We start from the raw sequence: 26,513 nt of genomic DNA on the forward strand, positions 1-26,513 counted from the left end.
ATGAAATTACCGGCTCGTTTTATTGGGTCATCGGCAGAATACAGTGATTTTTCCCGGCATATCCCGGCACCCTGTTTACGGAAGAGCTTTTCCCTGTCTTTGCCTGTAAAAAGTGCGGAAATGCTAATCTGTGGATTAGGATTTTACAGATTGTTTGTAAACGGAAGAGAAATTACAAAAGGATATCTGGCTCCATATATTAGTGCACCTGATGATTTGCTGTATTTTGATCGGTATGATGTGTCAGAGTACCTGACGGAAGGTGAAAATATCATCGGTATTTTGCTTGGAAATGGTATGCAGAATGCGTTCGGCGGGGCGGTTTGGGAATTTGACAAGGCTCCCTTCCGCGGCTCCCCGAGAGTGAGCTTTTGCCTGACAGCGGTGACGGAAACAAAAGAAGAAATACGGGTGCAAAGTGATGAAAGTGTGCTTTGTGCTGCTTCACCTATAGTATTTGATGAATTACGATGCGGGGAGCATTATGATTCCACAAAGGAGCAGGGGGGATGGACGCAAAAAGGATTTGACGATTCTGCCTGGAAACCCGCCGTCTTTTTGGAAGTACCCCGCGGGGAGGCCCGGATTTGTGAGTGCGAACCGATAGTATGCAGCCAGATACTTGAACCTGTGTCCATCACCCCTATAGATGATGGGTACTTATACGATTTTGGCGTCAACCGTGCAGGTTTGTGCTCTTTGCAGGTGACGGGAAGACGGGGGCAGGAAATCTCATTGGAACATGGGGAGCGGCTGCTGGAGAATGGACGGTTGGATCTTAAAAATATTGCGTTTGTACCGGAAGGTTATGTGCAAAAGGATATTTTTATATGTAATGGAAAAGGGGAACAAAACTATGTGCCAAGCTTTACCTACCATGGTTTCAGATATGTATTTGTAAAAGGAATTACAAAACAGCAGGCAACGCGGAACTTACTGAAATATTTGGTTTTGCACTCTGATTTACAGGAGCGGGGAAGCTTTTCCTGTTCCTGTGAAATATTAAATAAATTGCAGGAAATGACACGCATTTCCACACTTTCCAATTTTTATTATTTTCCTACAGATTGTCCCCACCGGGAGAAAAACGGCTGGACGGGTGATGCATCGGTATCGGCGGAACATATGCTGCTCAACTTAAATCCGGAAACAAGTTTTCAGGAGTGGCTGAGAAATATTCGTAAAGCCCAGACAGAGGATGGCGCTTTCCCCGGAATTGTGCCTACAGGCGGTTGGGGTGTCGATGGCTGGGCAGGGCCTGCATGGGATAATGTGATTGTCAACCTGCCGTATTATACCTACATATATCGTGGCAATACACAGATTATCGAAGAGAATTATGGGGCAATTCTGCGTTATCTGCATTTTTTGTCCGCAAAAAGGGATCAAAACGGTCTGATTGGTTTCGGTCTTGGGGACTGGTGCCAACCGGCGCGTCCTGCTAATACACCAAAGGCACCGCAGGTGGTGACGGACAGCATTTTAAGTATGGATATGGCTTATAAAGCGGCCTTTTTGCTCGAGGTAATACATATGCCTCTTGAGCGTGATTTTGCAGAAGCGCTTGCTAAGTCTCTGCGGGAAAGTATACGGAAGCATCTTGTTGATTTTTCCGCGTTCTGTGTCAAAGGAAATTGTCAGACATCACAGGCCATGGCCATTTTCTATGGAGTTTTTACAAAGACAGAAGCGGTAAATGGCTTCCAGCAGCTGCTGAAGTTTATTCATGCGGAAGATGAGCATATGGATACCGGCATTTTGGGTGCGCGCGTACTGTTTCATGTGTTGTCTGAATTTGGATACAGTAATCTGGCATACCGCATGATTACGCGTACAGACTTCCCATCATACGGTAATTGGATTGTCCGGGGGGCCACCTCATTGTGGGAGGAGTTTCAGCCGGAGAATGCGGTGGTCACATCGAGAAATCATCACTTTTTTGGAGACGTGAGTCATTGGATGATAAAACAGATTGCGGGTATTCGCTACAATCCTTCAGGAAGTGACGGTGCGAAGGCTGTCATCCACCCCCATTTTATTGATGCGCTTACGTTTGCACAGGCAAGTCATGAAACGCCTCATGGAAAGCTTAATGTGTATTGGGTACGCCGGAATGATGAGATTTTTTTCTTTATCCGAAAGCCGCACAATATAATGTTGATGTTAGAATTGGATGCGGGATATACCTTTTTAAATGGCCGGAGGGAATACGAAGTAAAAGAAGATACTTTTGAATGCCGGGTGCTTATATCAAATCGGAATTAAAAAATAACTTCTTCCCTACACAAAAATGCATCCAGCATATCCATCATACGTTCCTCTTCCGCCGGTTTTCCCGCAGTAAAGGATGCGGGGATTTTATCCTTCATCCGGTTCAGGTAGGAAAAAGAGACAGGGAAAGCCCGTTCCAGTTTTTCCAGATAGCCGGTATTAAAAAAATTCCCGCTGCCTGCGGCGGAGGAAAGGATCAGCTGATAGCAGTTTAAAAGAAGAAAGTCCCGGAAAGCCGGCCTGGGAGAAGGAGAGAAGCCGAACAGCCGGTCCGTATAGTGAAACAGCCTGTTTACCGCAGCCTCCGTCTCCTCCCGGTTTTTACAGCAGGAAAGAAGCGTGCGGCTGCCGCTTTCCTGATCCTGGGCGATATCCTGGAGATCATCGCTAAGCTGCAGCAGAAAACCAAAGCCGAAATAAAAAAGGATATCTTCTTCTGTTATCCTGTGATTAATGAAATAGCGATCGATGAGTACCGACAATCCCCCTTTGTATATGGAAATATCCAGAATATTTCTTTCTGATAGCAAAAGGGAGGGGTCTGTCTGTTTCTGACTGATTTCCTGTGCCTCCAGCATCAGCAGAAGGCCCTGCCGGATATCCGCATCAGAATCGGCTCCATAAGCGGCTTCGGCTTCCGGCCCGGGATAACTTTCCGCTATGGCATCCAGGAGCATGGCTGTTTTTTCTTCATGCAAAGAAAGGGGCGTCACAGGCTGGCCGCTGATTTTATGGTGGATGAGCAGATTATAGTGCTTTTTCTCCTCCGCGGTATGGGCCGGATCGTCCAGAAAATTATCGGTAAAGGGATATAGCATACTGTAACCGAAAATGGAGGAAGGGCATTCCTGGGAAAGGCTGTTCTGTTCCCGGAATATGGCATAAACCATGTAATTGCGGATGGCCTGCCCCATATCCTCCGGCTTCATTTCCGGTGCGAAGCTGCGTACCTTGCGGAGAAAAAGCTTCATTTTATCCTGAAAGGCATCCAGGGTATGAGGGGGAAGGGCATTCCGGATACCCAGCACCGGTTCGGTGAGAAGAAGCGTGTGGAAAAGGCCTTCCATATCCTGCATCCAGGCCTGCTGGCGGAGGGTGAGCTGTCCCTTTTCTTTTTTATGGGAAAAAGGAAGAGGACGGCGGGAAGGAAATGATTTCAGGTGCAGCTGTATGTGTTCCGTCTGTTCCGTAATCCAATCCTCATTCGCCTTTTTTTCAGCCGGGCACACTTCCGGGAGGAAAGCGGGAAAGGTGCTTTCGGAAGACTGCCATAGTTCCCTGATTTGGGGCATGAGGACGGCGGTTATGTATTCTTTCTGAAATATCATGGGATTCTCCTGTTAACTGCGGACAGCGGTACAAGCAATGCATATACATTTGTCGGCAGATGTCTTTATCAAAGCATAATCGTCTGTTTTGGGGTATCATCCATATTATGAAGGGGTTAGAATGAAATTACAAGCAAATTGTGGTTGCGGAAGGAATTCACGTCAAGAGGCAAATATATCATTGCAATAATGGGAATGGCATGCTAAGATAAAAACAAGCATATTTTTCTATGAATCAGGGCCTGGGCCATCTTAATTTCTATTTCTATTCAGAAACTCTATGCTTACCATCCATTTATACAGGCAGGGGTTGCTGGACAGAAGAGGATTACGGCATATTCTTTCAGACAGCTTCCTGCTCACAATTGCAGAAAGGAGCAGTCTATGGAAGAAAAGCATTCCAGGGAAGCAAAAGAACTACACGTGGTGAGAAACCATAAGGATACGGTGTTCCGTATGTTGTATAAAGACAGGGAAAAACTGCTGGAATTATATAATGCACTGAACGGAACCGCTTATGAGGACACCAGTGCGATGGAAATCTGTACACTGGAAAACGCAATCTATATGGGCGTAAAAAATGATGTTTCATTCCTGTTTGATTCAGAAATGAACCTATATGAGCATCAGTCTACCTTCAATCCGAATATGCCGCTGCGGGATCTCTTGTACATTGCCAGACAGCTGGAGAAGTATGCGAGGGGAATAACCCTGTATTCAAGCAAATTGCAGAAAATTCCCGTGCCCCGGTTTGTGGAATGCATCCGAAAATACGCGGAGGATATGGAAATTGCGGAGGCCGTGGACCGGGCGGTGACGGAATGCGTCCGGAATGATATACTGGCAGACTTTTTGTCCGCGCAGAGGGCGGAGGTGATTGCGATGTCAATCTTTGAATATAACGAAGAAGAGGAAATGAAAAAAATCCGTGCTGATGAATTTCAGGTGGGAAGAGAAGCGGGAAAAGCCGAAGGTAAAGCCGAAGCCGTACTGGAACTTCTGGAGGAACTGGGGCAGATCCCCCCTGAACTGCGCCAGAGAATCCTTTCCGAGTCCGATTTACCGGTACTGAAGAAATGGATAAAGGAAGCAGCCAAAGCAGAGTCTGTCCGCCAATTCATGGATCATACAGGTATCTGATAAGTTACGGATATACGCTGTTCATCCTTGAGAAAAGTGTTCTGCCCCTTCCTCTTTTCTTCATACAATGATAGAATGTTATATCATAGCTGTTCAGTATTTTCACAAGGACAGGAAAATATCCATGCAAAATCGCCTTCGGTGACAGATTCACCTGTTTTTGCTATACGTTTTCCAGCGGCCTGTACGGCAAGTGCGCAGATCTGCTGAACAGTTACTATATGTTCTTATATTATAATTTACCGACAGAAAAGGGAAAGGCGGGGTTAGCAATGGACAGAGTCAATCTGACCAACACGGATCTGCAGGTTTCTCAGCTATGCCTGGGTACCGCAGATTTCGGCACAAAAAGGAGCCGGGAGGAAGCGTTCCGGCAGATGGACATTTTTATGGAAGGCGGGGGAAATTTTATTGATACCGCGCACGTTTATGGCGATTGGGCCTGTGATGAAAGAGGCCGCAGTGAAAAGGTCATTGGGGGATGGCTGAAAGGAAAGCGGGATAAGGTGGTTGTATCCAGCAAGGGTTGTCATCCTCCCATTGATAATATGCTTTGCTCACGGGTGGATGTGAAGAACCTTCATCAGGATGTGGAGCAGAGCCTGGCACAGCTGCAGACGGATTATATTGATTTATATTTTCTGCACAGGGATAACCCCCAGGTGCCGGTGGGAGAGCTGCTGGAGGCACTGGAGGAAGAGGTGAAAAAGGGCAGTCTGCGTTATTACGGCTGTTCCAATTGGAGCCTGGATCGTCTGAAGGAGGCGGATGCTTATGCCAGAGAGCACGGGCTGCGGGGATTTGCCTGTAACCAGATGATGTTTGTCCTGGCTGATGTGGTTCCGGAGACGCTGGTGGAACCGCAGCTGACCATCCTGGATGATGCGTATTATCAGTATGAGAAGGATACCGGCCTGAGTTTTATGGCTTATATGTGTATGGCAGGCGGTTATTTTTCCAAAAGGATGGCCGGAAAGCCGGTTTCTCCCCAACAGAAGGCGCGGTATCACGCAGAGGCGAATGAGGCCATATTGCGGCAGCTGAAGCTGTATGTGAGTGAAGGCTATCAGGTGACGGATTTTCTGTACAGCTATGTGAAACGGGCGGCATTCCCTTCCATACCCATAGCCGGTTTTAGCAGTGAGGAACAGCTGAAGCAGGCGCTTGTGAGTATTGAGCAGGATATTCCGGAAGAAATGATGCACAACCTGGTGGCATTAAAAAGAATGCAGTCCTATCATTGGTAGGAATTATTACAACCGGCAGTTGGATTCTGCCGGTTTTTCTATTGTCCCGTTATTTTCGCCGGAGCCGGGAAGTGATACAATGAAGCGGTAAGGGAAACAGGCATGTCCCATGTGATTACAGGATGTGTCAATGTAATAAATGCCGGCAAAGCGTAAAGATAGGAGCAAACAATGGAAATAAGATTATCCGATAACATTGCCAGATTCCGTAAATCAAAGGGCTATACCCAGGAGGAGCTTGCGAAAAAGCTGAGTATTTCGTCCCAGGCGGTATCCAAATGGGAAAATGCCCAGTCACTTCCCGATATTACTCTGCTTCCGGCTCTGGCCGGATTACTGGAAACAGATATTGACACACTGATGGGATATATCCCTAAAAAGAAAAAAGTGACGCCTTATGAGGAGCGGTATAATACCGAGGACTATTATTGGGGAACCATGCCCAATAAGATGTGCATGGAGGTCCTTAACAGGTGTTATCCCACCAGGCCTCTGCGGCTTCTGGAGGTGGGCTGCGGAGAAGGCAAGGATGCGGTATTTTTTGCCAGGAACGGTTATCAGGTTACGGCATTTGATGTGACGGAGTCCGGGATAGAAAAAGCAAGGAGGCTGGCGGACATCCATCAGGCGGATATTCATTTTTTCCGGGCGGATCTGCGGGATTTCCGTCTGGATGAGGAGTATGATATTATTTACAGCTCCGGGGTATTCCATCATATCCTGCCCGGCCTGCGGGAGGAAATAATGGGAAATTACCTCTCTCATACGGCACCCGGGGGAATGCATGCGGTGAATGTATTTGTGGATAAGCCGTTTATCCCGGAACCGCCGGATTCGGATCTGAATTCCGAAAACTGGGTGTCGGGTGAATTGTTCACCTACTACAGGGATTGGAGGATCGAGGACTGCAGGGAAGTGATATTTGACTGCAGCAGCAGCGGCATTCCCCACAGGCACTGTATGGATACCGTATTTGCCAGGAAAATGCCGGATGGAAAGGGAGAATAAAAAATGAAAGAAATCATAACAGAGGAAAAGAAAAGGGAGAATGCTCCCATACGTCTTGAGACGGCAAGGATGATCCTGCGGGAACACTGTCCTGAGGATTTGGAAAGTCACCATGCCCTGCTTTCCGATCCGGAAGTAATGTATTACCTTCCCGATATTATGACACACAGCCTGGAGGAATCCCGTCAGGATCTGATGACCTCCGTGGGGGCGGTTGGCACACGGCCCAGGAAGGAATATTTCCTGCGTATGGAAGAGCGGGAGACGGGAGAGTTAATAGGGGAAACCGGCTATACGGTTCTGGAAGAAACCCCTGTGGGAAAGCTGGTTCATGCGGGCTATTTCAGCAGAAAAAAATTCTGGGGAAAAGGATATATGACGGAAGCCTTCCGTGAGGTACTGCGGTTTGCATTCGAGGAGGACGGGGTCTGCCGGGTAACGACGGGATGCGACCGGGAAAATAAAGGATCCGAGATGGTAATGATGAAAAGCGGTATGATCAAAGAAGCGGATATGAAAAAGAAAGTGTGGATGCACGGACAGCTGCGGGATCGGGTGGAATACCGGCTTTTAAAGGAGGAATGGGAGTCTGGGCCAGGGAGAAGCCAGCGGACAGAGCGCAGCCGTGAATTGTAACTCTACACACATTACTTAGGACAGTCTTGCATTTTTGCGTTATCTTTGCTACCATAAGAACGGATACTCCAGTGATGACAGGACAGACGACCATCACTATAATAAAAATTCGGCTGGTGAATGTAATGTATGCCGTCCCTTTAACGGGGCGGAAACTGCAAATTTTAGGAGGAACTAATATGAGTAGCGAAATCAGAGACATGAACCTGGCCGAATCCGGCGAGCAGAAGATCGAATGGGTCAAAAGGAATTGCGACCTGCTCCGCATGCTGGAAGAGGAATTCAGCCAGAGTAAACCGTTTGCCGGGAAAAAGGTCACTCTTTCCGTCCATCTGGAAGCAAAAACCGCATATTTGTGTAAGGTATTGGCAGCAGGCGGTGCTGAAATGTATGTTACCGGCTCTAATCCGCTTTCCACACAGGATGATGTGGCGGCGGCTCTGGTAAAGGCCGGGCTGGAGGTACACGCCTGGTACGGGGCAACGGAAGAGGAGTACAATTCACATATCCGTGCTGTGCTGGCGGCAGGTCCCAATATCATTATTGATGACGGCGGCGATCTGGTGCATATGGTCCATACGGAAATGAAGGAGCTGATCCCCAATATCCTGGGCGGCTGTGAAGAGACAACCACAGGAATTATCCGTTTGGAGGCTATGAATAAGGCGGGGGATTTGAAATTCCCCATGATTCGCGTTAACAATGCACAGTGTAAGCACTTTTTTGATAACAGATACGGCACAGGCCAGTCCGTTTGGGACGGCGTGATGCGTACCACCAACCTGATAGTGGCCGGAAAGAACGTTGTGGTAGCCGGTTACGGCTGGTGCGGCAAAGGTGTTGCCATGAGGGCAAAGGGATTGGGTGCCAAAGTAATCGTAACCGAAATCAATCCGGTCAGGGCTATTGAGGCGGTTATGGACGGATTCGAGGTAATGCCCATGAAGGAAGCCGCCGGTGTCGGCGATTTCTTTGTAACAGTTACAGGCTGCGACAAGGTGATCGATGCGGAGGATTTCGCCGTGATGAAGGAAGGTGCCATCCTGTGCAACGCAGGACATTTCGACTGCGAGATCGATATGGCCGGCCTTCGTGAAATGGCTGTGGAATCCAGAGAAATGCGTAAAAATATTATGGGTTATAAGCTGCCCACGGGACAGTGGATCTTCGTCCTGGCGGAGGGACGTCTTGTGAACCTGGCGGCAGGCGACGGCCATCCGGCGGAAATCATGGATATGAGCTTTGCCATTCAGGCGCTTTCCGCCAAATATCTGGTGGAGCATGGAAAAGAGATGACCCAAATGCTTATTGATGTCCCTGTGGAAATTGATGAGGATGTGGCGGCCAGAAAGCTTCGTTTCATGGGCAAGGAAATAGATACCCTGACGGCGGATCAGGAGGCATATCTGAATCAATCGCTGGTGTAGAAAAGCAGGAGGAATGGCTATGTGCCAGATCGCTATAAGTATACCGGACGAAGTTCTTTTTGATACTAAGATGAGCAGAGAGGAAGCCAATCAGTTCGCAAGACGGGCAGTGGCTCTTGGATATTATACCCAGAGCGGCGTCTCCATAGGATATTGCGCACAGATAGCAGGAATGACAGAGGAAGAATTTCTGGAGGAATTAAAGATAAAATAATCCCGGCAGATCATGGGAAGCCCCGGCTTAATATTAAGCCGGGGCTTCCGGATAAGCGATACAAAAAAAGGATAATTAGCGAAGGTGATACAGCATTGCCCGGATATCCCCGGCCACGCTTATGTTATCATAAGGCTGTGTGGGGAAAAGGCTGATGGTAAAGGGAGTCATCCCGTCATCAGCAAGAACCTCCAGGACACATCTGTCAAAAATAAGTTCCATCTGCGAGGTATGATGCAGGAGCCTGGGGGCACGGTTCAGGCCGTAGGATTCTTTGCCGTAATCCTCCTGGAAGGAAGTCTGCCCGGCGCGGCGCCTGTCTACTATGATTTCGTCTTCCGTAACTGCGATTTCCACAGATTCGCCGGCGTCGTTTGCCAGGGTGATGCTGCCGGTGCCGTTGACTGCCGCTTTCAGCCCGAAGGAATCCGTATGCAGACGGTTATCCCCCTCTGTCAAAGGAAAGGCACCCGCTTCCAGGGCTTTTGTGCCGGCAAAGGAAAAGGCGATCCGGTATCCCCGGTCCGTTTTAACGAGCTTCATTTCCCTGGCGAGGGTCATCTTGCCGCGGAAACCGTCATTCTGCGTGGGCGCCTTGGCGGCATAATCCCAATTGTCGGCCCAGCCGATCATCACCTTTTCTTCCAGGTTCTGAAACGTTACCGCCGCATAGTTATCGGTTCCGAAGTCTGGCAGGAGAGGGAAGCCGGATTCCTCCGTGTCCGTAAAGGTATTTCCGTCAAAGGTACCGATATAGTACTGTGTGATATGGGACATCCGGTCGTATGCGTTATTGTGTTTTCCTATTTCTTCCGGGGGCAGTATCATGCTGATAATAAGGACCCATTTTTCCCCTTCCTCCGTCTTAAGGGGAAAACAGTCGGGGCATTCACAGATCCCGCCCAGCCCGTGGATTCCGGCCTGGAATTCCCCTGTTTTTTCCCAATCCTTCAGATTTGGGGAGCTGTAAAATTCCACGTTTTCTCCTGCGGCCAGAACCAGGCTGTAGCATTTTTTAACCGGGTTCCAGAATACCTTCGGGTCGCGGAAATCCGTTTTTCCTTCCCCGGTGATCACCGGATTTCCATAGTATTTCTCAAAATGGATATAGTCCAGACTATATGCAATGCTTTGCTGTTCCTGGTGCGTTTCTGTATGATGGCTGGTATAAACGGCTATCAGCGGCGGCTTATCCGTACTGCCAAAGCCTGATACGTTATCTTTATCCAGTACGCAGGAGCCGGAAAAGATGCAGCCCAGCTCATCGGGATACAGCGCGGTGGGAAGATGCTCCCAATGGAGCAGATCCCGGGTGGCCGCGTGGCCCCAGTGCATCGGCCCCCAGTGGGGGGCCGACGGATAATACTGGTAAAAGAGATGATATTCGCCGTTTATATATACCATGCCGTTAGGGTCGTTCATCCAGTTTGCCGGAGGGGTAAAATGAACGGCAGGCCTGTAGGTATTTTTTGTTTGCATGAGTTCCGATTCTCTCCTTTTCTCCGATCATAGTCATGCCGCTTATTTGCGGCTTCTGTCAACTGCGGACTGGTAGATGGATACCAGCTCTTCCACACCTGCGGACTGCAGTTCACCCAGGTAAGCGTTCCAGTTGTCGTCGGTGACGCCGCCGGTCACCCACTGGTTGATATATCTGTCAACGATATCGGAAATGGTGGGCTGTATCTGGGCGAGCCTTGACAGTTCGGTGGTGGTCATCATAACGCGGGGGATGGTATCGTATTCCTCCATGATTTCATCTTTTCCGTTTGTTTTCTGGTTTTCCAGAAGCTGTACGGCGTCATAAGCATAGCCTGCAACGGTTTCATAATATTCATTCAGCACGATCATGGAACCGCGGGTGGTCGTGGAGTTCACACGGGCTTCCCCAAAGGTGGTATATTCGGTCTGGGGCTGATATCTGCCCTGCTCGTCCAGAGGGGTTCTTAAAATGCCGTTTTCGTCCTTTACGTAATTGTAGCCTTCGGCGCCCCAGTTGGACTGGATGGAGATGGCGGGATCGCCTACCATATAATCCACGAATTTGGCAACGACATGAGGGAATTTGCAGGTGGTGGTTATTGCCGTATTGGAGGAATCCTGAAGCTCGGAATAGTTATTTTCGAACCCGGTCATTCCCGCTTCCCCCTGCAGACGGGGAATGGCAACATATTCATCATGTACATCCAGGTTTGTGATTTCCTGATCGGTCCAGGTGCCGAAGCAGCCGATTCTGGCTACATCCTCTTTGATTAAGCTGGATTTATAGGATGCGCTTTCATCCGCTTCAAAGGATCCGTTCCAGATTAAGCCTTCGTCATAAAGCATGTTAAAGAATGCAGCGGTTTTGCGGAAGGCTTCGTCCTGTGCGGTAAAGGTAACCTTTCCGTCAACCAGTCTGAGGTGATCGGCATAGGCGTTGCCGCCGCAGTAGGAGTCGGCACAGCCGAAGGCGCCGGTAAACCGGTAGAACATGTTATAGGAACCAAAGGTATCGGTAGCGCCGAACCAGGTAGCCATGGGAATCTCATCATCCGCGCCGTTGCCGTTTAAATCGCCGCCGTCGCGGAAGGCCTTCAGGCAGTCAACCCATTCATCAACCGTTGTGGGAACTTCCCTGCCAACCTCATCCAGCCAGGTCTTATTGATCAGGAGAGGGCCGCCCGTCAGGACAAGGCCGTACATTTCTTCGATATAAGGGAAGCCGTAGGTATGGCCGTCGGGTGCGGTGATTTCCGACCAGTAGTTTTCGCTGTCATCCAGGATTTTTTTCAGGTTGGGCATGTATTCGTTGATAAGCCCTTCAGTAGGCATAAAAATATCCTGATCCGCGTACTGTACGACGATATTTCCGGATTTGCCGTCGCCGAAACTCCAGAATACATCAGGCAGCTCTTCCCCGGAAGCGAGCATCAGATTGATTTTTTCCTGCGCGCCTTCGGAAGGGATGGCCTGCCATTCAAATTCGATGCCGGTATCCTCAAACCATACCTTGCACATTTCCAGATCCTCTACCGGTACAACCCGGTCGGCGGAGTTAACGATCAGGGCGGAAATTTTACCGTACTTTGCTTCGAAGGCTTCCGGATCGGTGATGATGGGGAGCGTGCCGTCCAGATTGATTAAGCCGGCATCTACGGCTTCCTGCTCCTCTGCCGTCAGGCCGCTGTCCTCTGCCGAGGATGCCGCTGCCACCGCTTCTTCCATGTTTTCAGCGGTCTGGACGGCGGCGCCGGTGTCTGAGGCATTACCGGATGTGGAACTGCTTGTGCAGCCCGAGAGCAGGCCGGCAGCCATTGTCAGGGAAAGCATTAATGTGACGATTTTCTTTTTCATGTATGTTCCTCCTTGATTTTGGAATATTTATAGTTGCTGCTCACCGAGTGAACCGTAACTATTTATCCTTTAACCGCCCCGATTGTGACACCCTTTGCAAAGTACTTCTGGATAAAAGGGTATACCACAAGCAAAGGCGCTGCGGATACTACGACGATACAATATTTCAGCTGTTCGGCCAGTTTCTGTTTGGTGACCATGGCGTCCCCCGAAGAACCCATCTGATTGGCCTGGTTCATCAGGACCAGATTACGCAGCACCACCTGCAGAGGCATCTTATTGTCATCCTGCAGATACATCAGCGCATTGAAAAACTGGTTCCACATCGCGGTGGCGTAGAAAAGGCACATGACGGCGATGATGGTGGAAGAGAGCGGGATGGCAATTTTAAAGAAGAAGGTGAAATCCGAGCAGCCGTCAACCTTTGACGCTTCCAGCAGTTCATCAGGGACGCCGGCTTCGAAGAAGGAGCGGCAGACGATGAGGTTATACGCGGAAACGGCTACAGGCAGTACCATAGCCCATATGGAATTGTAAATGCCCAGATTCCGGATGGTGAGGTACAAGGGGATGATTCCGCCGCTGAAAAACATGGTGAAGGTAAAGAGGAATATCAGCCCCCGCCGGCCGGGAAGATCCTTCCTGGAAAGAGCATATCCTGCCGGAATTGTGGCAAACAGGGAGACAACCGTCCCCACAACGGTATAGGAAATGGTGTTTCCGTATGCCGTCCAGAGAGGGGTATAGCTCAAGGTGGTTTTATACCCGTTCAGGTAAAGCTTTACGGGATAGAACAACGGCCTGCCGGAATTGACTATGACCGGATCCGTTATGGAGGCGATGACCACGTAGTAAATGGGATATACAATAACAAGACAGATAATGATCATGATAACCGCATTTACCATGTTAAAAATCCTGTCGCCAACGGATAGTTTCATTTTTGTTTTATGGTCTGCGGCCTTTGCCGCGTTCTTTGTTTTCTGCCCAATCATCCTGATTCCTCCCATTCGTTAGAAAATACTGATATCGCTCACTTTTTTAGCTACGAAATTTGCGGTGACTAGTATGATGAAGTTAACCACGGAATTAAACAGTCCCACTGCCGTTGCGAAGCTGTACTGCGCCGTCTGCAGCCCGACCTTGTACACATAGGTGGAAATCAGCTCGCTCACGATGGTGTTAGATCCGTTTTGCATCAGATACGCCTTTTCATATCCCACGTTCATGATATTCCCGATTTGCAGGATGAGCATCAGGATGATGGTGGGAAGGATCATGGGAATATCAATATACAGGATTCTCTGGAACCGGGAAGCGCCGTCTATGGTGGCTGCTTCATAGTAATCCGGGCTGATGGCGGTCAAAGCCGCGATGAAAATAACGGCATTGAACCCCATTGTCTGCCAGATGTTGGACCCGATGAAAAGAGTCCGGAACCATTCGGGCAGGGAGGTGAACAGGGTTTCCTTTCCGCCTGCGCTTGTTACCAGATTGTTTACCACGCCGTTTGCTGCGAAAAAGACGGATATAATGCTGACAACAACAACATTTGACATGAAGTAGGGGGCATAGCTGATAGTCTGGATGGTTTTTTTGACCCTGTCGCCCCGGATCTGGTTCAGAAGCAGTGCAAAAATAATAGGGATGGGGAATGCGATTACAAGGCTTTCCAGGCTGATTACAATGGTGTTTTTGATGGCGTTCAGCGCAATGCTTGTGCTGAAAAACTGCTGGAAGTATGTAAGCAGAGGGTCCGCCCAGGGGCTGCCCAGGATGCCGGCCCTGATTTTGTAGTCCTTAAAGGCAATGACTACACCGTACATGGGATAATAGGCAAAAATAACTGCCCAGAGCAGCGCGGGTATGAGAAGTACATACAGCTGCCAGGCTTTCAATGTTCTCTTGGCATTGGTTTTCAATCGTTCACGGTTGTTTACCACGTTCATCGCTTATCCTCCTATAACCTAACCAATTCGTATGGAACTGTTCCATTTATAAATAATATCACTATTGCCGATAATGTCAATTGAAATTTGATATACTTCCGTCGATTCGTCTAATAGTAACAAAAATGAATCGATTAAACTAGTTAAAACAACGAACAAAACTCATGAAAACATAAAAATAAGCATAAAAATAGCCGCTTTGCTATTTTGTCAAAGCGGCTTGTTTTTATGCTTGCTCATATGGAACGGTCAAGTTGTTCCACGTTCACGCAAATGAACAGGAACAATCCGGAGCAGGCTGCCGGGTTCTTTTTTATCAATCAGCCGGAGAACGGCTTCCACACATTCCCTCGCCAGTGCGGGACAATCCTGTTCCACAACGGACAGCTCCGGATATGTCAGATTCGTGATTTCCGTTCCGTCATAGCCGATGATCCGGAATTCCTCCGGGATCTTCAGCCCCATTTTGTGCGCCACAGCCAGGCAGCTCAAGGCACCTATATCATTTGTCATACATCCGTCCATATCTTTGATCACATCCCAGTATTTGAGAATGATATTTTTGTTATAGGCATAGCTCATGGCATCCCATTCCATATTTACGGATATCACCTCGCAGCCGTGTTCCCGCAGGACCTGTTCCATAACCTCATGGCGGATATTGGCGCTTTTGTGTTTGTCGAAACCGCCGTAGAACTGTATGATTTTCCGGCATCCGCCTCGGAGGAACACTTCCGCCGCCGTGCGGCCTCCCTGTTCGTGATCGGAGCGGATCAGCGGAACATCAGCCGACCAGTACCGATCCATGCTCACAATCGCTTTCCCATTCCGTCCGGCGAAGCCCGGAATGGGATCCACACAGGCGATCAGCCCGTCCACTGCCTTTTTTTCCAGCATTTCCATGAATTCAATCTGCCGGTTCATGATATCTATCGTATTGCAGACAATGCATTTATAATCATGTCTGGACAGCTCGAATTCAATACACCGCATCATCCTGGCAAAGAACGGATGCTCCAGGCTGGGTACGATTACCCCAACCAGCCCTGTTTTCCTGCCGGAGGAAACCCGGGTGGTACTTCCCGGATTATAATCCATCTCCTCCATAATTGAATAAATCCTTTTTTTCGTCTCTTCGGACACATAACCGCTCCCATTCAAAGTCCTGGATACGGTCCCTATGCCGACCCCCGCCTTTTTGGCCACATCTCTAATGCTAGACATATGCTGCAATTCCCCCGTTAAACTTGTGCAAGTATAAGGATAGCTGTTTCATATTGTTCCATCTTTTTATGATAGCATATAATTCCCGATTGTCAAAGCTATCCCCGTGGAGAATCCGGCTTGACATCGTCATACCGCAATTATACAATGGCCTTGTAACACGAAGATAATCGGCTTATCAAAAGATAGACAGGAGGCACATAGTAATGGCAAATATTCTGAACAGCCCCGGCAGGTATGTACAGGGGGCGGGAGAACTGTCCAAGCTGGGCAAATATGCGGAAGGCTACGGAAAAAAAGCGCTGGTTCTGATCAGCCGGTCGGGCTATAAGAGAATAGGCGGCAGCGTGGAGGCTGGCTTTGCAAAGACCGGGTGCAGCACCGTATTTGATTATTTTAACGGGGAATGCTGTAAGAGCGAAATTAACCGCCTGACTGCGGTGATGGAAAAGGAAGGCTGCGATCTGGTCATCGGTATCGGCGGCGGCAAAATCCTGGATACGGCTAAAGCGGCGGCATACTACAGGCATACGCCGGTGGTGATCTGTCCCACCATTGCATCAACGGATGCCCCCTGCAGCGCCCTGTCCGTTATTTACACGGAAAACGGCGTATTTGAAGAATATCTGTTCCTTCCTTCCAATCCGGATATGGTTCTTATGGATACGGAAGTGATTTCCAAATCCCCGGTAAGACTTACTGTGTCAGGTATGGGCGACGCTCTGGCCACCTACTTTGAAGCCCGCGCCGTACTGGCGAAGGACGGCCTGACCTGTGCGGGCGGACACGGGACCCTGGCGGCCCACGCCCTGGCTGAACTGTGCTTTGACACACTGATGGAAGAAGGAGTGAAAGCGAAGCTGGCACTGGAAGCGGGAGCATGTACGCCGGCGGTGGAAAAGATCATAGAAGCCAATACCCTGCTTTCCGGAATCGGGTTTGAAAGCGGCGGACTGGCCGGAGCACATGCGATCCATAACGGGTTTACCGTACTGGAAGAATGCCATTCTATGTATCACGGGGAAAAGGTGGCGTTCGGAACCATCGCGCAGCTGGTGCTGGAGAATATGCCGGCGGACGAGCTGGAGGATATCATCGGTTTCTGTATCGATGTGGGGCTTCCCGTAACCTTGAAGGAACTGGGAGTGGAAGAAGTGACGAAGGAAAAGATCATGGCGGTGGCGGTGGCGGCCTGCGCAGAAAACGATACCCTTCACAATATGCCTTTTGAGGTGACGCCGGAAAAGGTATGCGCTGCGATTTTGGCGGCGGACGCTTACGGAAAGTATTTTAAGGGAATATAAGTAACAGGAAGGGGCGCCGAACAGCTGCGTTTCTGCTGGTACTGGGACGGCGTTATCCCCAGCTTCTTCTGGAAAGCCTTGTAAAAATGGGCGTGATCATAGAAGGACAGGGCATTGGCGACTTCTGTTATGGTATATTCTTTCAGGAGCAGCTCACAGCTTTTCTCGATCTTGGTATCCAATATTAAGGTGGAAAGGTTCGTGTGCAGCTCCTTTTTTGTAAGACGGTTTATATACTGGGGGTTCAGGGAAAGCTCTCCGGCTATCAGCGCAAGCAGGCTGCCGGTGGGAAGGGACAGATTATCCCTTATCAGCCCCAGTATCTGATAAATACGGGCATCTTTCCTGGCGAAATGGATCCCGTGGGTGCTGTAAAAGCTGTCGCAAAGAAGCAGAAGGATATTAAAAAGGCAGTGATACCGGAACGGTTCCAGCAGCGCGGGGGCAAGGGGCGTATCGTCATAGGATTTCAAGAGCATCTTTACGGAAGAAAGCAGATCCGGGGAAAGGATATTATGGGTCATCTGTTTTTTCCGGTATTCCGTATAGTACAAAAGAAAATCCTGGAGCTGCACAGGGGCATTTTCCCCGGAGGCTTCGGTGAGCAGGATCTTTGGGAGAAGATAGAGGTTGCGGATGGTGAATTCCCTGTCTGATTCCAGGGAATGGGTCTGCCCTATGGGTATACAATATACACACCCCTCGGTGAGCGTTCTGCTTTCCTGCGCCGTATGATGAATGACCTGGCCGGATAAGATAATTCCGATTTCCAGAAACTCATGGGAGTGGGCGGCTTCCCTGGGATGGCACGGATAACGGTATTCTTCCGTGAAAAGCGGGAGGTTTGTCTGTGTGGTGATGAAATTGCTGTGTATTAAATATTCCTGTGTTTTCATATCTTTATTATAAGCGGACGGAGAGGGGAGCACAAGTAAAAAAGTCCGTATTTTACACATATAACACCGGCCTTTACAAGCTATGCGGCAGCAGCTGTGCTACAATGGCAAAAAGACTGCAAAAGGCGGGGTGAATATGAATCATTCAGAACGGATAATAATGACTTTAGGCTTTGAAAAAAGAGAGGAAGGGGGATCGGTGCTGGAGACCTTTTTCCCATGGGACAAAACCGTGAACAGGTGGTGTAAAGAGGGATTGCCGGAGGAATACCTTCCCTCCCGGCTGTATCCTCCGGCGGATGGCTATACGCAAAGATACCTGAGTGACCAGATGACCGATCCGGTATACGAATATGAGCAGTACCTGGGTTTTGACGGCGTAAAACGGATGGCGTTCCGGATTCCTTTTTCTTGTTTTGACGAAACGGTGATGGAGGAGACGGATACATATGTGGTCCGGCTGGATACGGACGGCTGGGTACGGAAGTACCACAGGAACAGCAGCCTGGTGGAAGAAATAAAGGCGCCTGTGACGGGGGAGGAGGACTGGAATGCACTGAAGGAACGGATTAAGGAGCATCTTGCCCTGTACTGTACCGATGAGAATATCCGCGGGGTTTACAGCAAATACGTACCGGGCCATAAAGCAGGGGACTATTCCATACGGTTCCGGCTGACAGGATTTTTCTGGCTTTCCAGGATGCTGATGGGCATAGAAGAGCAGATGTATGCTTTTTATGATATGCCCGAGGTTCTGCATGATATGAACCAGTTTGCGGTGGATACCTATAAAAGGTACCTGGATAAGGTTTTCGATATAATACAGCCGGAGGTATTGCTTCTGGAGGAGGATCTCAGCGGCTGTAACGGACCTATGATTTCCCCGGAGATTTTTGACGAATTTGTCGGAGATTATTATAAACAGCTTTTCCCCTTTCTGAAGAAAAAAGGGGTTAAGAACATTTTTGTGGATACGGACGGTGACTTTAACCGGCTGATCCCCAATTTCCTGGAAGCAGGCGTGGATGGTTTTCTTCCCATGGATGTAAATGCGGGAATGGATATTGTCAAGGTCAGGCAGCAGTATCCCCGGCTTAAATTTATCGGCGGCTTTAACAAGCTCACCATAGAGGCGGGAAAAGAGGCCATTGACCGGGAATTTGAACGGATCCTTCCCGTGATCCGCAGCGGCGGCTATGTGCCGGGCTGTGATCATCAGGCTACGCCGGATTCCTCCTTTGAAAATTACCGGTATTATAGTAAACGGCTGAGAGAGGTTATGGAGGAGGCCGGTAAGGATATCTGAAAAATATACGAGAAATGTCCGTAACAGCGGACAGGAGGGTGTGACAATGAATAACCGTGAAAATACCATGGCGGTATTGACCTATCAGGACTATACGCGGATACCCGTGGTGTCCTTTGGATATTGGGCGGAAACCGTATTGAAATGGGCACAGGAGGGGTATATCAGCAGGGAGGAGGCCCGGGACTATATTGATTCCGGTGATAATTCCGGGGGGGATAAGTCCATTATGAAAAAGCTGGGCTTTGATTATAACTGGAATTCCTGCTTTTCTTCGGAAGTCCTTCTGTTTCCTTCCTTTGAGGAGAAAATACTGGAGGAATTCCCGGACGGCAGCCGGATTATCCGTGACGGGCAGGGCCTGATATGCAAGGTGAAACCGGGGACGGTGTCCATACCGGCGGAAATAGGGACATCCCTGACGGACAGAAAGGCCTGGGAGGAGCTTTATCTGCCCAAGCTTACGATGAGCCCGGACCGGATCGACCACAGGAAGCTGGAAGCGCTGAAGCAGGAAACGGACAGGGAAATACCGCTGGGCCTGCATCTGGGATCCTTTATGGGAAATATGAGGAATATGCTGGGTGTGGAACAGCTTTCTTATCTGTATGTGGATGACGAGGATTTATATGGGGAAATTGTGGATACGTTGTGCGGTTTGGGATATGAATGTGCAAAACTCGTGCTGGAAAGCGGGGTGAAGTTTGATTATGCCCATTTCTGGGAAGATATCTGTTTTAAAAACGGCCCCTTGATTTCGCCCGCTGTATTCCGGGAATTCGTAGGCCCCTGGTATAAGAAGATAACGGATCTCACCAGCTCCTATGGAATAGAAATTGTGTCGGTGGACTGTGACGGCATGATAGATTCCCTCATCCCTATCTGGCTTGAGAACGGGGTAAATACCATGTTTCCCATCGAGGTGGGAACCTGGAATGCTTCTATCGCCCCCTGGAGGGAGAAATACGGAAAGCAGCTGCGCGGTGTGGGAGGTATGAACAAGACCATATTTGCCAGGGATCGGGAGGCGGTGGATAAGGAGATTGAACGTCTGAAGCCTCTCATGGATCTGGGAGGCTACATCCCCTGTCCGGATCACCGGATAGCGCCGGATGCCAAATTCGAACTGGTTCAGTATTATTGTGAACAGATGCAGAAAATAGTCCGCTGATACAGGACCCTGGTACAGGAATGCCGTCCGGCGTATTTACGCCGGACGGTACCGGGCATCCTGATTTGTGTGCGCGCCGAGGCGCACAGAAGGGAGTAAGCGATGGAACAAATGCCGAGAACACAGGTGGAAGGATTGTCGTTATCCAGGATGATTATAGGAACCAACTGGCTGGCGGGGTGGAGCCACACAAGCCCGTCTGCGGATAACATGATCAAGAAGGCCCATGCCCGTCCGGAATCCGTAATCCCCATACTGGAAACCTTTCAGGAGGCGGGTGTGGATACCATAATGGCACCCTTTTCCCAGCTTCCGGTCATCTGCAGGGCAGTGGAAGAAGCGTCGGAAAAAACGGGAAAAAAATTTATCCGGATCGATACCCCCATTATCAATGTGGACGACAGCCCTCAGGCCAGAAAAGAAGCGCAGGAGGTCATCCGGAAAGGGAAAGAGCTGGGCGCCGAAATCTGTCTGATCCATCACTCCAGTGCGGAACAGCTGGTGAATAAGGGAAAACGTACCATTGAACGGCTGGGGGACTATACCTCCATGATCCGGGAGGCCGGCATGATTCCCGGCCTGTCGGCGCATATGCCGGAGCTGGTGGTTTACAGCGATTGGAATGAATATGATGTGCAGACCTATATCCAGATTTACAATTGTATGGGATTCATGATGCAGGTGGAGATCGAAACGGTAAACCAGATCATACATGATGCGAAAAAGCCGGTCATGACGATCAAATCCATGGCGGCAGGCCGCTGTACTCCCTTCGTGGGGCTGAATTTTTCCTGGGCCACCATCCGGGACTGCGATATGGTGACGGTAGGGTGCTTTAACGAACTGGAAGCCAGGGAAGATATCGAGATTTCCCTGGCGGCCCTGGGACGCAGGAGGGTGAACCTGGAGAAGAGGAGCAGCCCGAATGCAAAGCAGGATGCTTTTGGAGGATGACAGAGGTCAGGTGCGGTATTCCGTGGGAGTCAGGCCGGTATACTTTTTAAAAACCTTGTAAAAATACCTGGGGTCTTCATATCCCACGAGGGAGGCGATTTCAGAGGCCGGGATATCGGTGTTTTTCAGGGTGCTTTTGGCGGCTTCCATGCGTACCTGGGTGAGGTAATCGATGGGGGAAATCCCTTCTCTTTTCTTAAAGACGGTGGAAAAGTACCTGGGATTCAGATGGAAGTATTCGGCCAGCATTTCCATGGATATGGGCTCGCGGTAGTGCTCCCGGAGGAAATCTTTTGCCTGCTCGGTGACGGACTGGTTCCCTTCCGCGGGCCTGGTGCGGCAGGTCAGGGTGATTTCTTCTTTTATGAGGGAGAGAATTTCGTCCCTGTTTTCGTGGGAGGCCCAGAATTTGTTGTCGGTAAAATGATCCCAGTTCTTTTTGGCGGGAGTGTAGTTAAGGCGGATCAGTAATTCGTAGATATACTGGATCAGGTATTCAAAATTGTGTACCAGGGGGTAGAAGCTGTCTGTCAGGGAACAGAGCTTTTCCGCAGTATCTTCGGGGCTTTTGCAGCGCAGTTCGTTCTCCAGGTTTTTCCAGTCCAGGTTGCTTGGGAGCTGGCCGGTGTCCGCAGGGCCGCTGTCCCCATGGTATACCTTGCCGTTGCCGGTGAGAAAGCGGCGTTTCAGGGCCTGCTCGCTTTGGCCGAACAGCTCGGGGGCTATGGAAGGGGATATGGGGCTGAGGCCTAGGGTCACCACGGCGCCGAGGACATTCAGCTTCATGATCTGGGAGTCCAGGATATCATAAAGCTGTTTTTCCTGTGCGGTCAGGGCGGGGCCGGAAAAAAGGAGGATGCGGTCGGAGGTATTGGCACCGGGGACAAGCCGGAACGCGGAGGGAAGTCTGGGAGAAAGGCTGTCGTCCAGCGTGCTGTATACGTTTTCGATGCTGAAATAGCGGTTCTGATCGTAGCGGCTCACATGGGCGGATCCCACGATGTATTCCCAGTTTTCGTCCGCGCCCAGAAGAGAAAGAAGCTGGGAGTATTCGGAAGAATTCAGGGAATTGTCCCGCACCTTCTGCAGGAGCTGGTTTAAGAGAAGCAGCGTATTTTGTTCCTGTACCCGATTTAACTTAGTGAGGGCCGCGTGTTTTTCAATGGCTTTATTCAGGGCGTCAAAAAGAGTCTCCTGGGTGATGGGTTTCAGGAGATAGCAGCAGGCTCCATGGTACATGGCATTCTGTACATATTCAAATTCCGCGTAGCCGCTGATCACAATGATGGAGGCGGTAATTCCCGCGGTCTGGCAGCTTTGGATCAGGCTCAGGCCGGACATGCCGTCCATGCGGACATCGGTTATGATGATTTCGGGGCGTTCGCTTTTGGCGATAGCCCATGCTTCCAGGCCGTCTCCGGCCTGATAGATTTCTTCGAATTGGTAATTCCCTTTTTTCAGGCGGGCCATTATGGCTTCCCGTATCAGGGATTCGTCGTCTGCAATCAATAATCTCATAAATGCCACCTCTTATATCTTGGGAATGATGAGTTCGGTACGCATGCCCTCCCCCTCCTTTGTGGTGATGGTCAGGCGGTAGGCGGTACCGAATTTTAATTTCAGCCGGTAATGGATGTTGAGGATACCGATGCTTTCATTCTGATCCTGGAAATCATCGAAATCGTCTTTTTCCAGCCGGGCGGAAAGTTTGGCAAATTCGGAGGCTTCCATGCCCTTTCCGTTATCGGTAATGGAAATAAGGATATTTTCTTCTCTTGCATTCACACAGAAAAGGATCCTGCCGCCGGAAGGAATTCCGTTAAATCCGTGTTTGATGCTGTTTTCTATAAAGGGCTGGAAAACCAGCTTGATAATGTGGCTGTCCAGGCAGCTTTCATCAATTTCGGTATGGAAGGTGAATTTGCTGCCGAACCGTATATTCTGGATATAAACGTAGTTGTTCATGTAGTTGATTTCCTCGGAAAGGGTGACGATGCCGGAGGAATTATGGTTGATACTGTAGCGCAGCAGAGCGGAGAGACGGGCGTTTACCTCACAGGCAGTATCGTATTTCTCCACTTCGATGAGGGAGTTGATGATCTCCAGGGAATTAAAGAGGAAATGGGGATTGATCTGAGCCTGGAGAGCCATGAATTCTGCGTCCTTTTTTTTCATTTCCATGACGTAATTTTTGTCAATAAGCTGGTTTACCTGTCCCACCATCCTGGTGAAAGAGGTGTCGAAAATGCCGATTTCATCGTTCCCAAGGCGGGAGGAGGTGATTTTCAGGTTTCCCTGGCTGACCTCCCGGATCTTGTCCAGTACAATGGAAAAGCGTTTGTTTACGCTTATGGAAAGGGAGAAGCCCGCCGAAAGTGTTATAAATAATAGTATGAGTATGCCTATGGTGAGGGTACGGTTCAGATTATCAATGCTTTCCAGGGAGCTGGCATAGGCAAAATAGTAAACCGCCCGGAAGCCGGAGGCGGAATTGGAGCTGGTGAGGTACATCCCTTCTTTGCCCGCATAATCTTCCACCGGATAGCCGTTATAAATAATGCCGTATTTTTCCTGGAAAAAGCGGAGGTATTCATCCATTCCCGTGAAATTCTGGCCGTAAATATAGTTCCCCCGGTTATCGATGATAAAAAGCTGGTGGGAGTGTTCTCCGTCCACGCCCTTCATGGCCTTAAAAACCTTTTCCGGGAAAAGGCTGAGTTTGATCACGCAGGTCATCCGGGAGCCGTCCGGGGAATAGACCGGCTTCAGGATGGAAAGCAGCTCCGTATTATAGGAACCCTCCGTATGCATGAAATAATGGTCGAAATAGCGGTTTTCCAGCTGTGTTTTCCAATTGCCCGTTTCCTCGTCCGGCGATTTGATAAAAATACTGCTTTCCGCCGCAGTGCCGGTAAGGGGATAAAAGGTGAGATCATACAATCCGTAGGGAAACTGGTTGTTCAGTATCTGCCGGACTTGTGCATCCACGGTCTGATAATCGGAGCGGGCCGGAGCCGTTTTGGAGAAAACCTTTTTGATCGTTTCATTGCTGCTTAAGCTGTTCAGCAGGGTACTGAATTTAGCCAGTTTATAGCCGATGTTGTCCACATACTGTTCCACAAACTGTTTGGAGGTAGTGCGCACCTCTTTGGTCAGCAGGTCGGCGGCATTATTTCTTATATAAAAATTGGATACAATGATCTCCACAATAAGCAATACAATCAGGAGAGACAGAAACTTATGTACAAGTTTGGTGTCATACAGGTAATGCTTCCAGAGCTTTACAATAGCCTTCATAAGATACGCCCCTTTTACGGTATTCAGGTTTGCTGTGTTGTCCACGGGTTCCCACGTTAAGGACCCGGGAACCCGTGGACGATAACGGCTGACTATATTATACCGTAGGAATAGAAGGGCACATAGGGGAATTTTGTTTTAACAAAAATTACTAACTGACTTTTTTCCACATGAGATGTGAAAATTTTTTATTTTTGTGCAAAATACGCTTTGCTATAATAAGCCCACAACCCAAGCTTGGAAGGTAACACAAACGTAACTGTGAAGGTACGTGACAGTAACGGAACATAACAGCGATGTATCGAGGAGGATATAGGATGTTAAGGAAAAAGGGGACTAAAATAACGGCGCTCATGCTGGCGGCAATGATGGCAGCATCGGCATTTCTGTCAGGCTGCGGCGGGACGGATTCCGGAAATACGAGTACCGGGGACGGCGGACAGGCTGCAAATACGGAAAGTGCAAAGGAAAGCACAGGCAGTGATACCGGTTCTGCAGAAAAAACCAAAATTACCATGATCACATATCTGGGAAATCCTACCAGGGATGCCCTGATTCAGGAAATGGTGGCGGGGCTTACTAATATTGAACTGGAAATCATCTCTCCCCCGGCGGATCAGGCGGCGCAGAAAATTTCCACCATGCTTCAGGCCGGAGAGGATATTGATATCATTGAACTGGATTCCGTTCCTGTGGATCATATATCCAACGGATTTATTGAACCGCTGAACTCCTATGTGGATAGCTGGGAGGATTGGGGAAGCGTAAGTGAATTCCTGAAGGATCAGGTTACCTCTTACGATGGAAATATCTATTCCATTCCTTATGGTGTTTATGAAAGAGCATTGTTCTATAGAAAAGACTGGTTCGAAGAAAAGAATATTGAAGTTCCCAAAACCTGGGAGGATTTATATAACGCAGCGGTTGAACTGACAGATCCCACACAGAACCGTTACGGTTACTCCTTCCGTGGCGGTGCCGGTACGGTAGGCTTTATGCAGATGACCCTCCTTTCCTATGCGGATCCGGAAAAGCTTGATATCGCGGTGCCGTTTATTGCCAAGGACTGCAAGAGTGTCTATGACCAGCCGGAAGCCATTGATGCACTGAATTTCTATAAGACACTGTATGAGGACGGTTCCCATCCCGATTCCATCGCATGGGGCTACTCGGAAATGGTGGAAGCCTTCTATTCAGGCGTAACCGCTATGCTCATCCAGGATCCCGAGGTGGTTGCCACCTGCGAGGAATATATGGAAGAAGGAACCTGGGATGTGGCGCCTCTGCCCGTAGGACCCAGCGGACAGGCCCTTTTCCCTGCCGGCTTTGCAGGCTGGGGTATTGCTGCAAACTCCAAAAATAAGGACGCCGCATGGGAAGTAATCAAGACTCTTTCTTCTGTGGAAGGAAACACCACGTTCTGCAAGAAAAACGGAAATATTCCCATCCATACCACTGCACAGGAAGATCCCTTCTTCAGCGAAGGCTACTACAAGTGCTATATGGATATGGCAGCAGACCCGGATTCCTATGTAGGTTATGTGGATTACGGGGAAAGAAGATTTGCATCCAAGGAAGAACTGGAGCAGATTTCCCAGTTCGGAGCTGCCGCAGACAGTCTGGTACAGGAAATGCTTCTTGGTAAAATCAGTCCGGAGGACTGTGCCGCCAAGCTGGGTTCCTATTACAGCTGGTCACAGGACAGCGAATGGGTAAAAGAACGATTCGCTAAATAACAGATAAAAGTAAGAGGGCTGTCCGGGCTGTTTACAGCCTGCGGCAGCCTTCCCAATGCCAACCCGGTG

The 26,513-nt window shown here is 49.3% G+C and carries 20 protein-coding genes and 1 pseudogene; 12 read left to right on the forward strand and 9 right to left on the reverse strand.

Annotated elements, in window-relative coordinates; all coding sequences use genetic code 11:
• Complete coding sequence (locus DXA36_RS12310; protein WP_118679560.1) at positions 1-2,265, forward strand: alpha-L-rhamnosidase; 2,265 nt, start codon at positions 1-3, stop codon at positions 2,263-2,265.
• On the opposite strand, the gene DXA36_RS12315 is transcribed toward DXA36_RS12310, so the two are convergent.
• A complete protein-coding gene (locus tag DXA36_RS12315; RefSeq protein ID WP_118679562.1) occupies positions 2,262-3,599 on the reverse strand; it encodes a hypothetical protein in 1,338 nt (445 codons plus the stop codon). The genes DXA36_RS12310 and DXA36_RS12315 overlap by 4 nt on opposite strands.
• A 384-nt stretch (positions 3,600-3,983) precedes the next feature.
• Here DXA36_RS12315 and DXA36_RS12320 point away from each other — a divergent pair, with 384 nt between their 5' ends.
• The 6 genes and pseudogenes from DXA36_RS12320 to DXA36_RS12345 form a co-directional block, all read left to right on the forward strand.
• On the forward strand, positions 3,984-4,739 hold the full coding sequence (locus DXA36_RS12320) for a hypothetical protein (protein WP_118679564.1): 756 nt from the start codon (positions 3,984-3,986) through the stop codon (positions 4,737-4,739).
• 272 nt (positions 4,740-5,011) lie between these two features.
• Positions 5,012-5,986, forward strand: a complete 975-nt coding sequence (locus DXA36_RS12325; protein WP_182479040.1) for an aldo/keto reductase — start codon at positions 5,012-5,014, stop codon at positions 5,984-5,986.
• Between the two features lie 171 nt (positions 5,987-6,157).
• On the forward strand, positions 6,158-6,994 hold the full coding sequence (locus DXA36_RS12330; protein WP_118679568.1) for a methyltransferase domain-containing protein: 837 nt from the start codon (positions 6,158-6,160) through the stop codon (positions 6,992-6,994).
• Positions 6,995-6,997: 3 nt separating this feature from the next.
• Positions 6,998-7,630, forward strand: a complete 633-nt coding sequence (locus tag DXA36_RS12335; RefSeq protein ID WP_118679570.1) for a GNAT family N-acetyltransferase — start codon at positions 6,998-7,000, stop codon at positions 7,628-7,630.
• A 179-nt stretch (positions 7,631-7,809) separates the two neighbouring features.
• Positions 7,810-9,057: an adenosylhomocysteinase gene (locus DXA36_RS12340; RefSeq protein ID WP_118679648.1), complete on the forward strand. Its 1,248-nt coding sequence runs from the start codon at positions 7,810-7,812 to the stop codon at positions 9,055-9,057.
• A gap of 19 nt (positions 9,058-9,076) precedes the next feature.
• Positions 9,077-9,259 (forward strand): annotated as a pseudogene (locus DXA36_RS12345) (UPF0175 family protein); the annotation flags it as partial.
• Between the two features lie 87 nt (positions 9,260-9,346).
• Here DXA36_RS12345 and DXA36_RS12350 read toward each other — a convergent pair.
• The 5 genes from DXA36_RS12350 to DXA36_RS12370 form a co-directional block, all read right to left on the reverse strand.
• The gene (locus DXA36_RS12350) at positions 9,347-10,750 is read right to left on the reverse strand and encodes a glycoside hydrolase family 32 protein (protein WP_118679574.1); all 1,404 of its coding nucleotides are present in this window, start codon (positions 10,748-10,750) and stop codon (positions 9,347-9,349) included.
• A gap of 42 nt (positions 10,751-10,792) precedes the next feature.
• A complete protein-coding gene (locus tag DXA36_RS12355; RefSeq protein ID WP_118679576.1) occupies positions 10,793-12,607 on the reverse strand; it encodes an extracellular solute-binding protein in 1,815 nt (604 codons plus the stop codon).
• Positions 12,608-12,669: 62 nt separating this feature from the next.
• Entirely contained in the window at positions 12,670-13,602 is a 933-nt protein-coding gene (locus DXA36_RS12360; protein WP_118679578.1) for a carbohydrate ABC transporter permease, read from the reverse strand.
• 18 nt (positions 13,603-13,620) lie between these two features.
• The gene (locus DXA36_RS12365) at positions 13,621-14,556 is read right to left on the reverse strand and encodes an ABC transporter permease (protein ID WP_118679580.1); all 936 of its coding nucleotides are present in this window, start codon (positions 14,554-14,556) and stop codon (positions 13,621-13,623) included.
• 249 nt (positions 14,557-14,805) lie between these two features.
• Positions 14,806-15,780, reverse strand: a complete 975-nt coding sequence (locus tag DXA36_RS12370) for a LacI family DNA-binding transcriptional regulator (protein WP_118679582.1) — start codon at positions 15,778-15,780, stop codon at positions 14,806-14,808.
• Between the two features lie 206 nt (positions 15,781-15,986).
• Here DXA36_RS12370 and DXA36_RS12375 point away from each other — a divergent pair, with 206 nt between their 5' ends.
• Complete coding sequence (locus tag DXA36_RS12375) at positions 15,987-17,084, forward strand: glycerol dehydrogenase (RefSeq protein WP_118679584.1); 1,098 nt, start codon at positions 15,987-15,989, stop codon at positions 17,082-17,084.
• Here DXA36_RS12375 and DXA36_RS12380 read toward each other — a convergent pair.
• Positions 17,057-18,040: an AraC family transcriptional regulator gene (locus DXA36_RS12380; protein WP_118679586.1), complete on the reverse strand. Its 984-nt coding sequence runs from the start codon at positions 18,038-18,040 to the stop codon at positions 17,057-17,059. The genes DXA36_RS12375 and DXA36_RS12380 overlap by 28 nt on opposite strands.
• Positions 18,041-18,116: 76 nt before the next feature.
• Here DXA36_RS12380 and DXA36_RS12385 point away from each other — a divergent pair, with 76 nt between their 5' ends.
• From DXA36_RS12385 to DXA36_RS12395, 3 genes are all read left to right on the forward strand, one after another.
• The gene (locus DXA36_RS12385) at positions 18,117-19,286 is read left to right on the forward strand and encodes a uroporphyrinogen decarboxylase family protein (RefSeq protein ID WP_118679650.1); all 1,170 of its coding nucleotides are present in this window, start codon (positions 18,117-18,119) and stop codon (positions 19,284-19,286) included.
• A 46-nt stretch (positions 19,287-19,332) separates the two neighbouring features.
• Positions 19,333-20,457, forward strand: a complete 1,125-nt coding sequence (locus DXA36_RS12390) for a uroporphyrinogen decarboxylase family protein (RefSeq protein WP_118679588.1) — start codon at positions 19,333-19,335, stop codon at positions 20,455-20,457.
• A 102-nt stretch (positions 20,458-20,559) separates the two neighbouring features.
• The gene (locus DXA36_RS12395; RefSeq protein ID WP_118679590.1) at positions 20,560-21,411 is read left to right on the forward strand and encodes a hypothetical protein; all 852 of its coding nucleotides are present in this window, start codon (positions 20,560-20,562) and stop codon (positions 21,409-21,411) included.
• A 6-nt stretch (positions 21,412-21,417) separates the two neighbouring features.
• Here DXA36_RS12395 and DXA36_RS12400 read toward each other — a convergent pair whose 3' ends face one another.
• Positions 21,418-22,929, reverse strand: coding sequence for a response regulator transcription factor (locus tag DXA36_RS12400; protein ID WP_118679592.1), 1,512 nt, complete (start codon positions 22,927-22,929; stop codon positions 21,418-21,420).
• 12 nt (positions 22,930-22,941) lie between these two features.
• Positions 22,942-24,708, reverse strand: coding sequence for a cache domain-containing sensor histidine kinase (locus tag DXA36_RS12405; RefSeq protein WP_118679594.1), 1,767 nt, complete (start codon positions 24,706-24,708; stop codon positions 22,942-22,944).
• Between the two features lie 317 nt (positions 24,709-25,025).
• Between DXA36_RS12405 and DXA36_RS12410 the strand changes: the two genes are divergently transcribed.
• The gene (locus tag DXA36_RS12410) at positions 25,026-26,444 is read left to right on the forward strand and encodes an ABC transporter substrate-binding protein (protein ID WP_182479041.1); all 1,419 of its coding nucleotides are present in this window, start codon (positions 25,026-25,028) and stop codon (positions 26,442-26,444) included.
• Positions 26,445-26,513 lie beyond the last annotated feature (69 nt).

Origin of the sequence: Eisenbergiella sp. OF01-20, from assembly GCF_003478085.1 — a bacterium.
Taxonomy (GTDB): domain Bacteria; phylum Bacillota; class Clostridia; order Lachnospirales; family Lachnospiraceae; genus Eisenbergiella.

What these genes read in the sequence shown, in the direction of transcription:
- DXA36_RS12310 (WP_118679560.1), top strand. Translation starts at nt 1, where the DNA reads ATGAAATTACCGGCTCGTTTTATTGGGTCATCGGCAGAATACAGTGAT.
- DXA36_RS12315 (WP_118679562.1), bottom strand. Translation starts at nt 3,599, where the DNA reads ATGATATTTCAGAAAGAATACATAACCGCCGTCCTCATGCCCCAAATC.
- DXA36_RS12320 (WP_118679564.1), top strand. Translation starts at nt 3,984, where the DNA reads ATGGAAGAAAAGCATTCCAGGGAAGCAAAAGAACTACACGTGGTGAGA.
- DXA36_RS12325 (WP_182479040.1), top strand. Translation starts at nt 5,012, where the DNA reads ATGGACAGAGTCAATCTGACCAACACGGATCTGCAGGTTTCTCAGCTA.
- DXA36_RS12330 (WP_118679568.1), top strand. Translation starts at nt 6,158, where the DNA reads ATGGAAATAAGATTATCCGATAACATTGCCAGATTCCGTAAATCAAAG.
- DXA36_RS12335 (WP_118679570.1), top strand. Translation starts at nt 6,998, where the DNA reads ATGAAAGAAATCATAACAGAGGAAAAGAAAAGGGAGAATGCTCCCATA.
- DXA36_RS12340 (WP_118679648.1), top strand. Translation starts at nt 7,810, where the DNA reads ATGAGTAGCGAAATCAGAGACATGAACCTGGCCGAATCCGGCGAGCAG.
- DXA36_RS12350 (WP_118679574.1), bottom strand. Translation starts at nt 10,750, where the DNA reads ATGCAAACAAAAAATACCTACAGGCCTGCCGTTCATTTTACCCCTCCG.
- DXA36_RS12355 (WP_118679576.1), bottom strand. Translation starts at nt 12,607, where the DNA reads ATGAAAAAGAAAATCGTCACATTAATGCTTTCCCTGACAATGGCTGCC.
- DXA36_RS12360 (WP_118679578.1), bottom strand. Translation starts at nt 13,602, where the DNA reads ATGATTGGGCAGAAAACAAAGAACGCGGCAAAGGCCGCAGACCATAAA.
- DXA36_RS12365 (WP_118679580.1), bottom strand. Translation starts at nt 14,556, where the DNA reads ATGAACGTGGTAAACAACCGTGAACGATTGAAAACCAATGCCAAGAGA.
- DXA36_RS12370 (WP_118679582.1), bottom strand. Translation starts at nt 15,780, where the DNA reads ATGTCTAGCATTAGAGATGTGGCCAAAAAGGCGGGGGTCGGCATAGGG.
- DXA36_RS12375 (WP_118679584.1), top strand. Translation starts at nt 15,987, where the DNA reads ATGGCAAATATTCTGAACAGCCCCGGCAGGTATGTACAGGGGGCGGGA.
- DXA36_RS12380 (WP_118679586.1), bottom strand. Translation starts at nt 18,040, where the DNA reads ATGTGTAAAATACGGACTTTTTTACTTGTGCTCCCCTCTCCGTCCGCT.
- DXA36_RS12385 (WP_118679650.1), top strand. Translation starts at nt 18,117, where the DNA reads ATGAATCATTCAGAACGGATAATAATGACTTTAGGCTTTGAAAAAAGA.
- DXA36_RS12390 (WP_118679588.1), top strand. Translation starts at nt 19,333, where the DNA reads ATGAATAACCGTGAAAATACCATGGCGGTATTGACCTATCAGGACTAT.
- DXA36_RS12395 (WP_118679590.1), top strand. Translation starts at nt 20,560, where the DNA reads ATGGAACAAATGCCGAGAACACAGGTGGAAGGATTGTCGTTATCCAGG.
- DXA36_RS12400 (WP_118679592.1), bottom strand. Translation starts at nt 22,929, where the DNA reads ATGAGATTATTGATTGCAGACGACGAATCCCTGATACGGGAAGCCATA.
- DXA36_RS12405 (WP_118679594.1), bottom strand. Translation starts at nt 24,708, where the DNA reads ATGAAGGCTATTGTAAAGCTCTGGAAGCATTACCTGTATGACACCAAA.
- DXA36_RS12410 (WP_182479041.1), top strand. Translation starts at nt 25,026, where the DNA reads ATGTTAAGGAAAAAGGGGACTAAAATAACGGCGCTCATGCTGGCGGCA.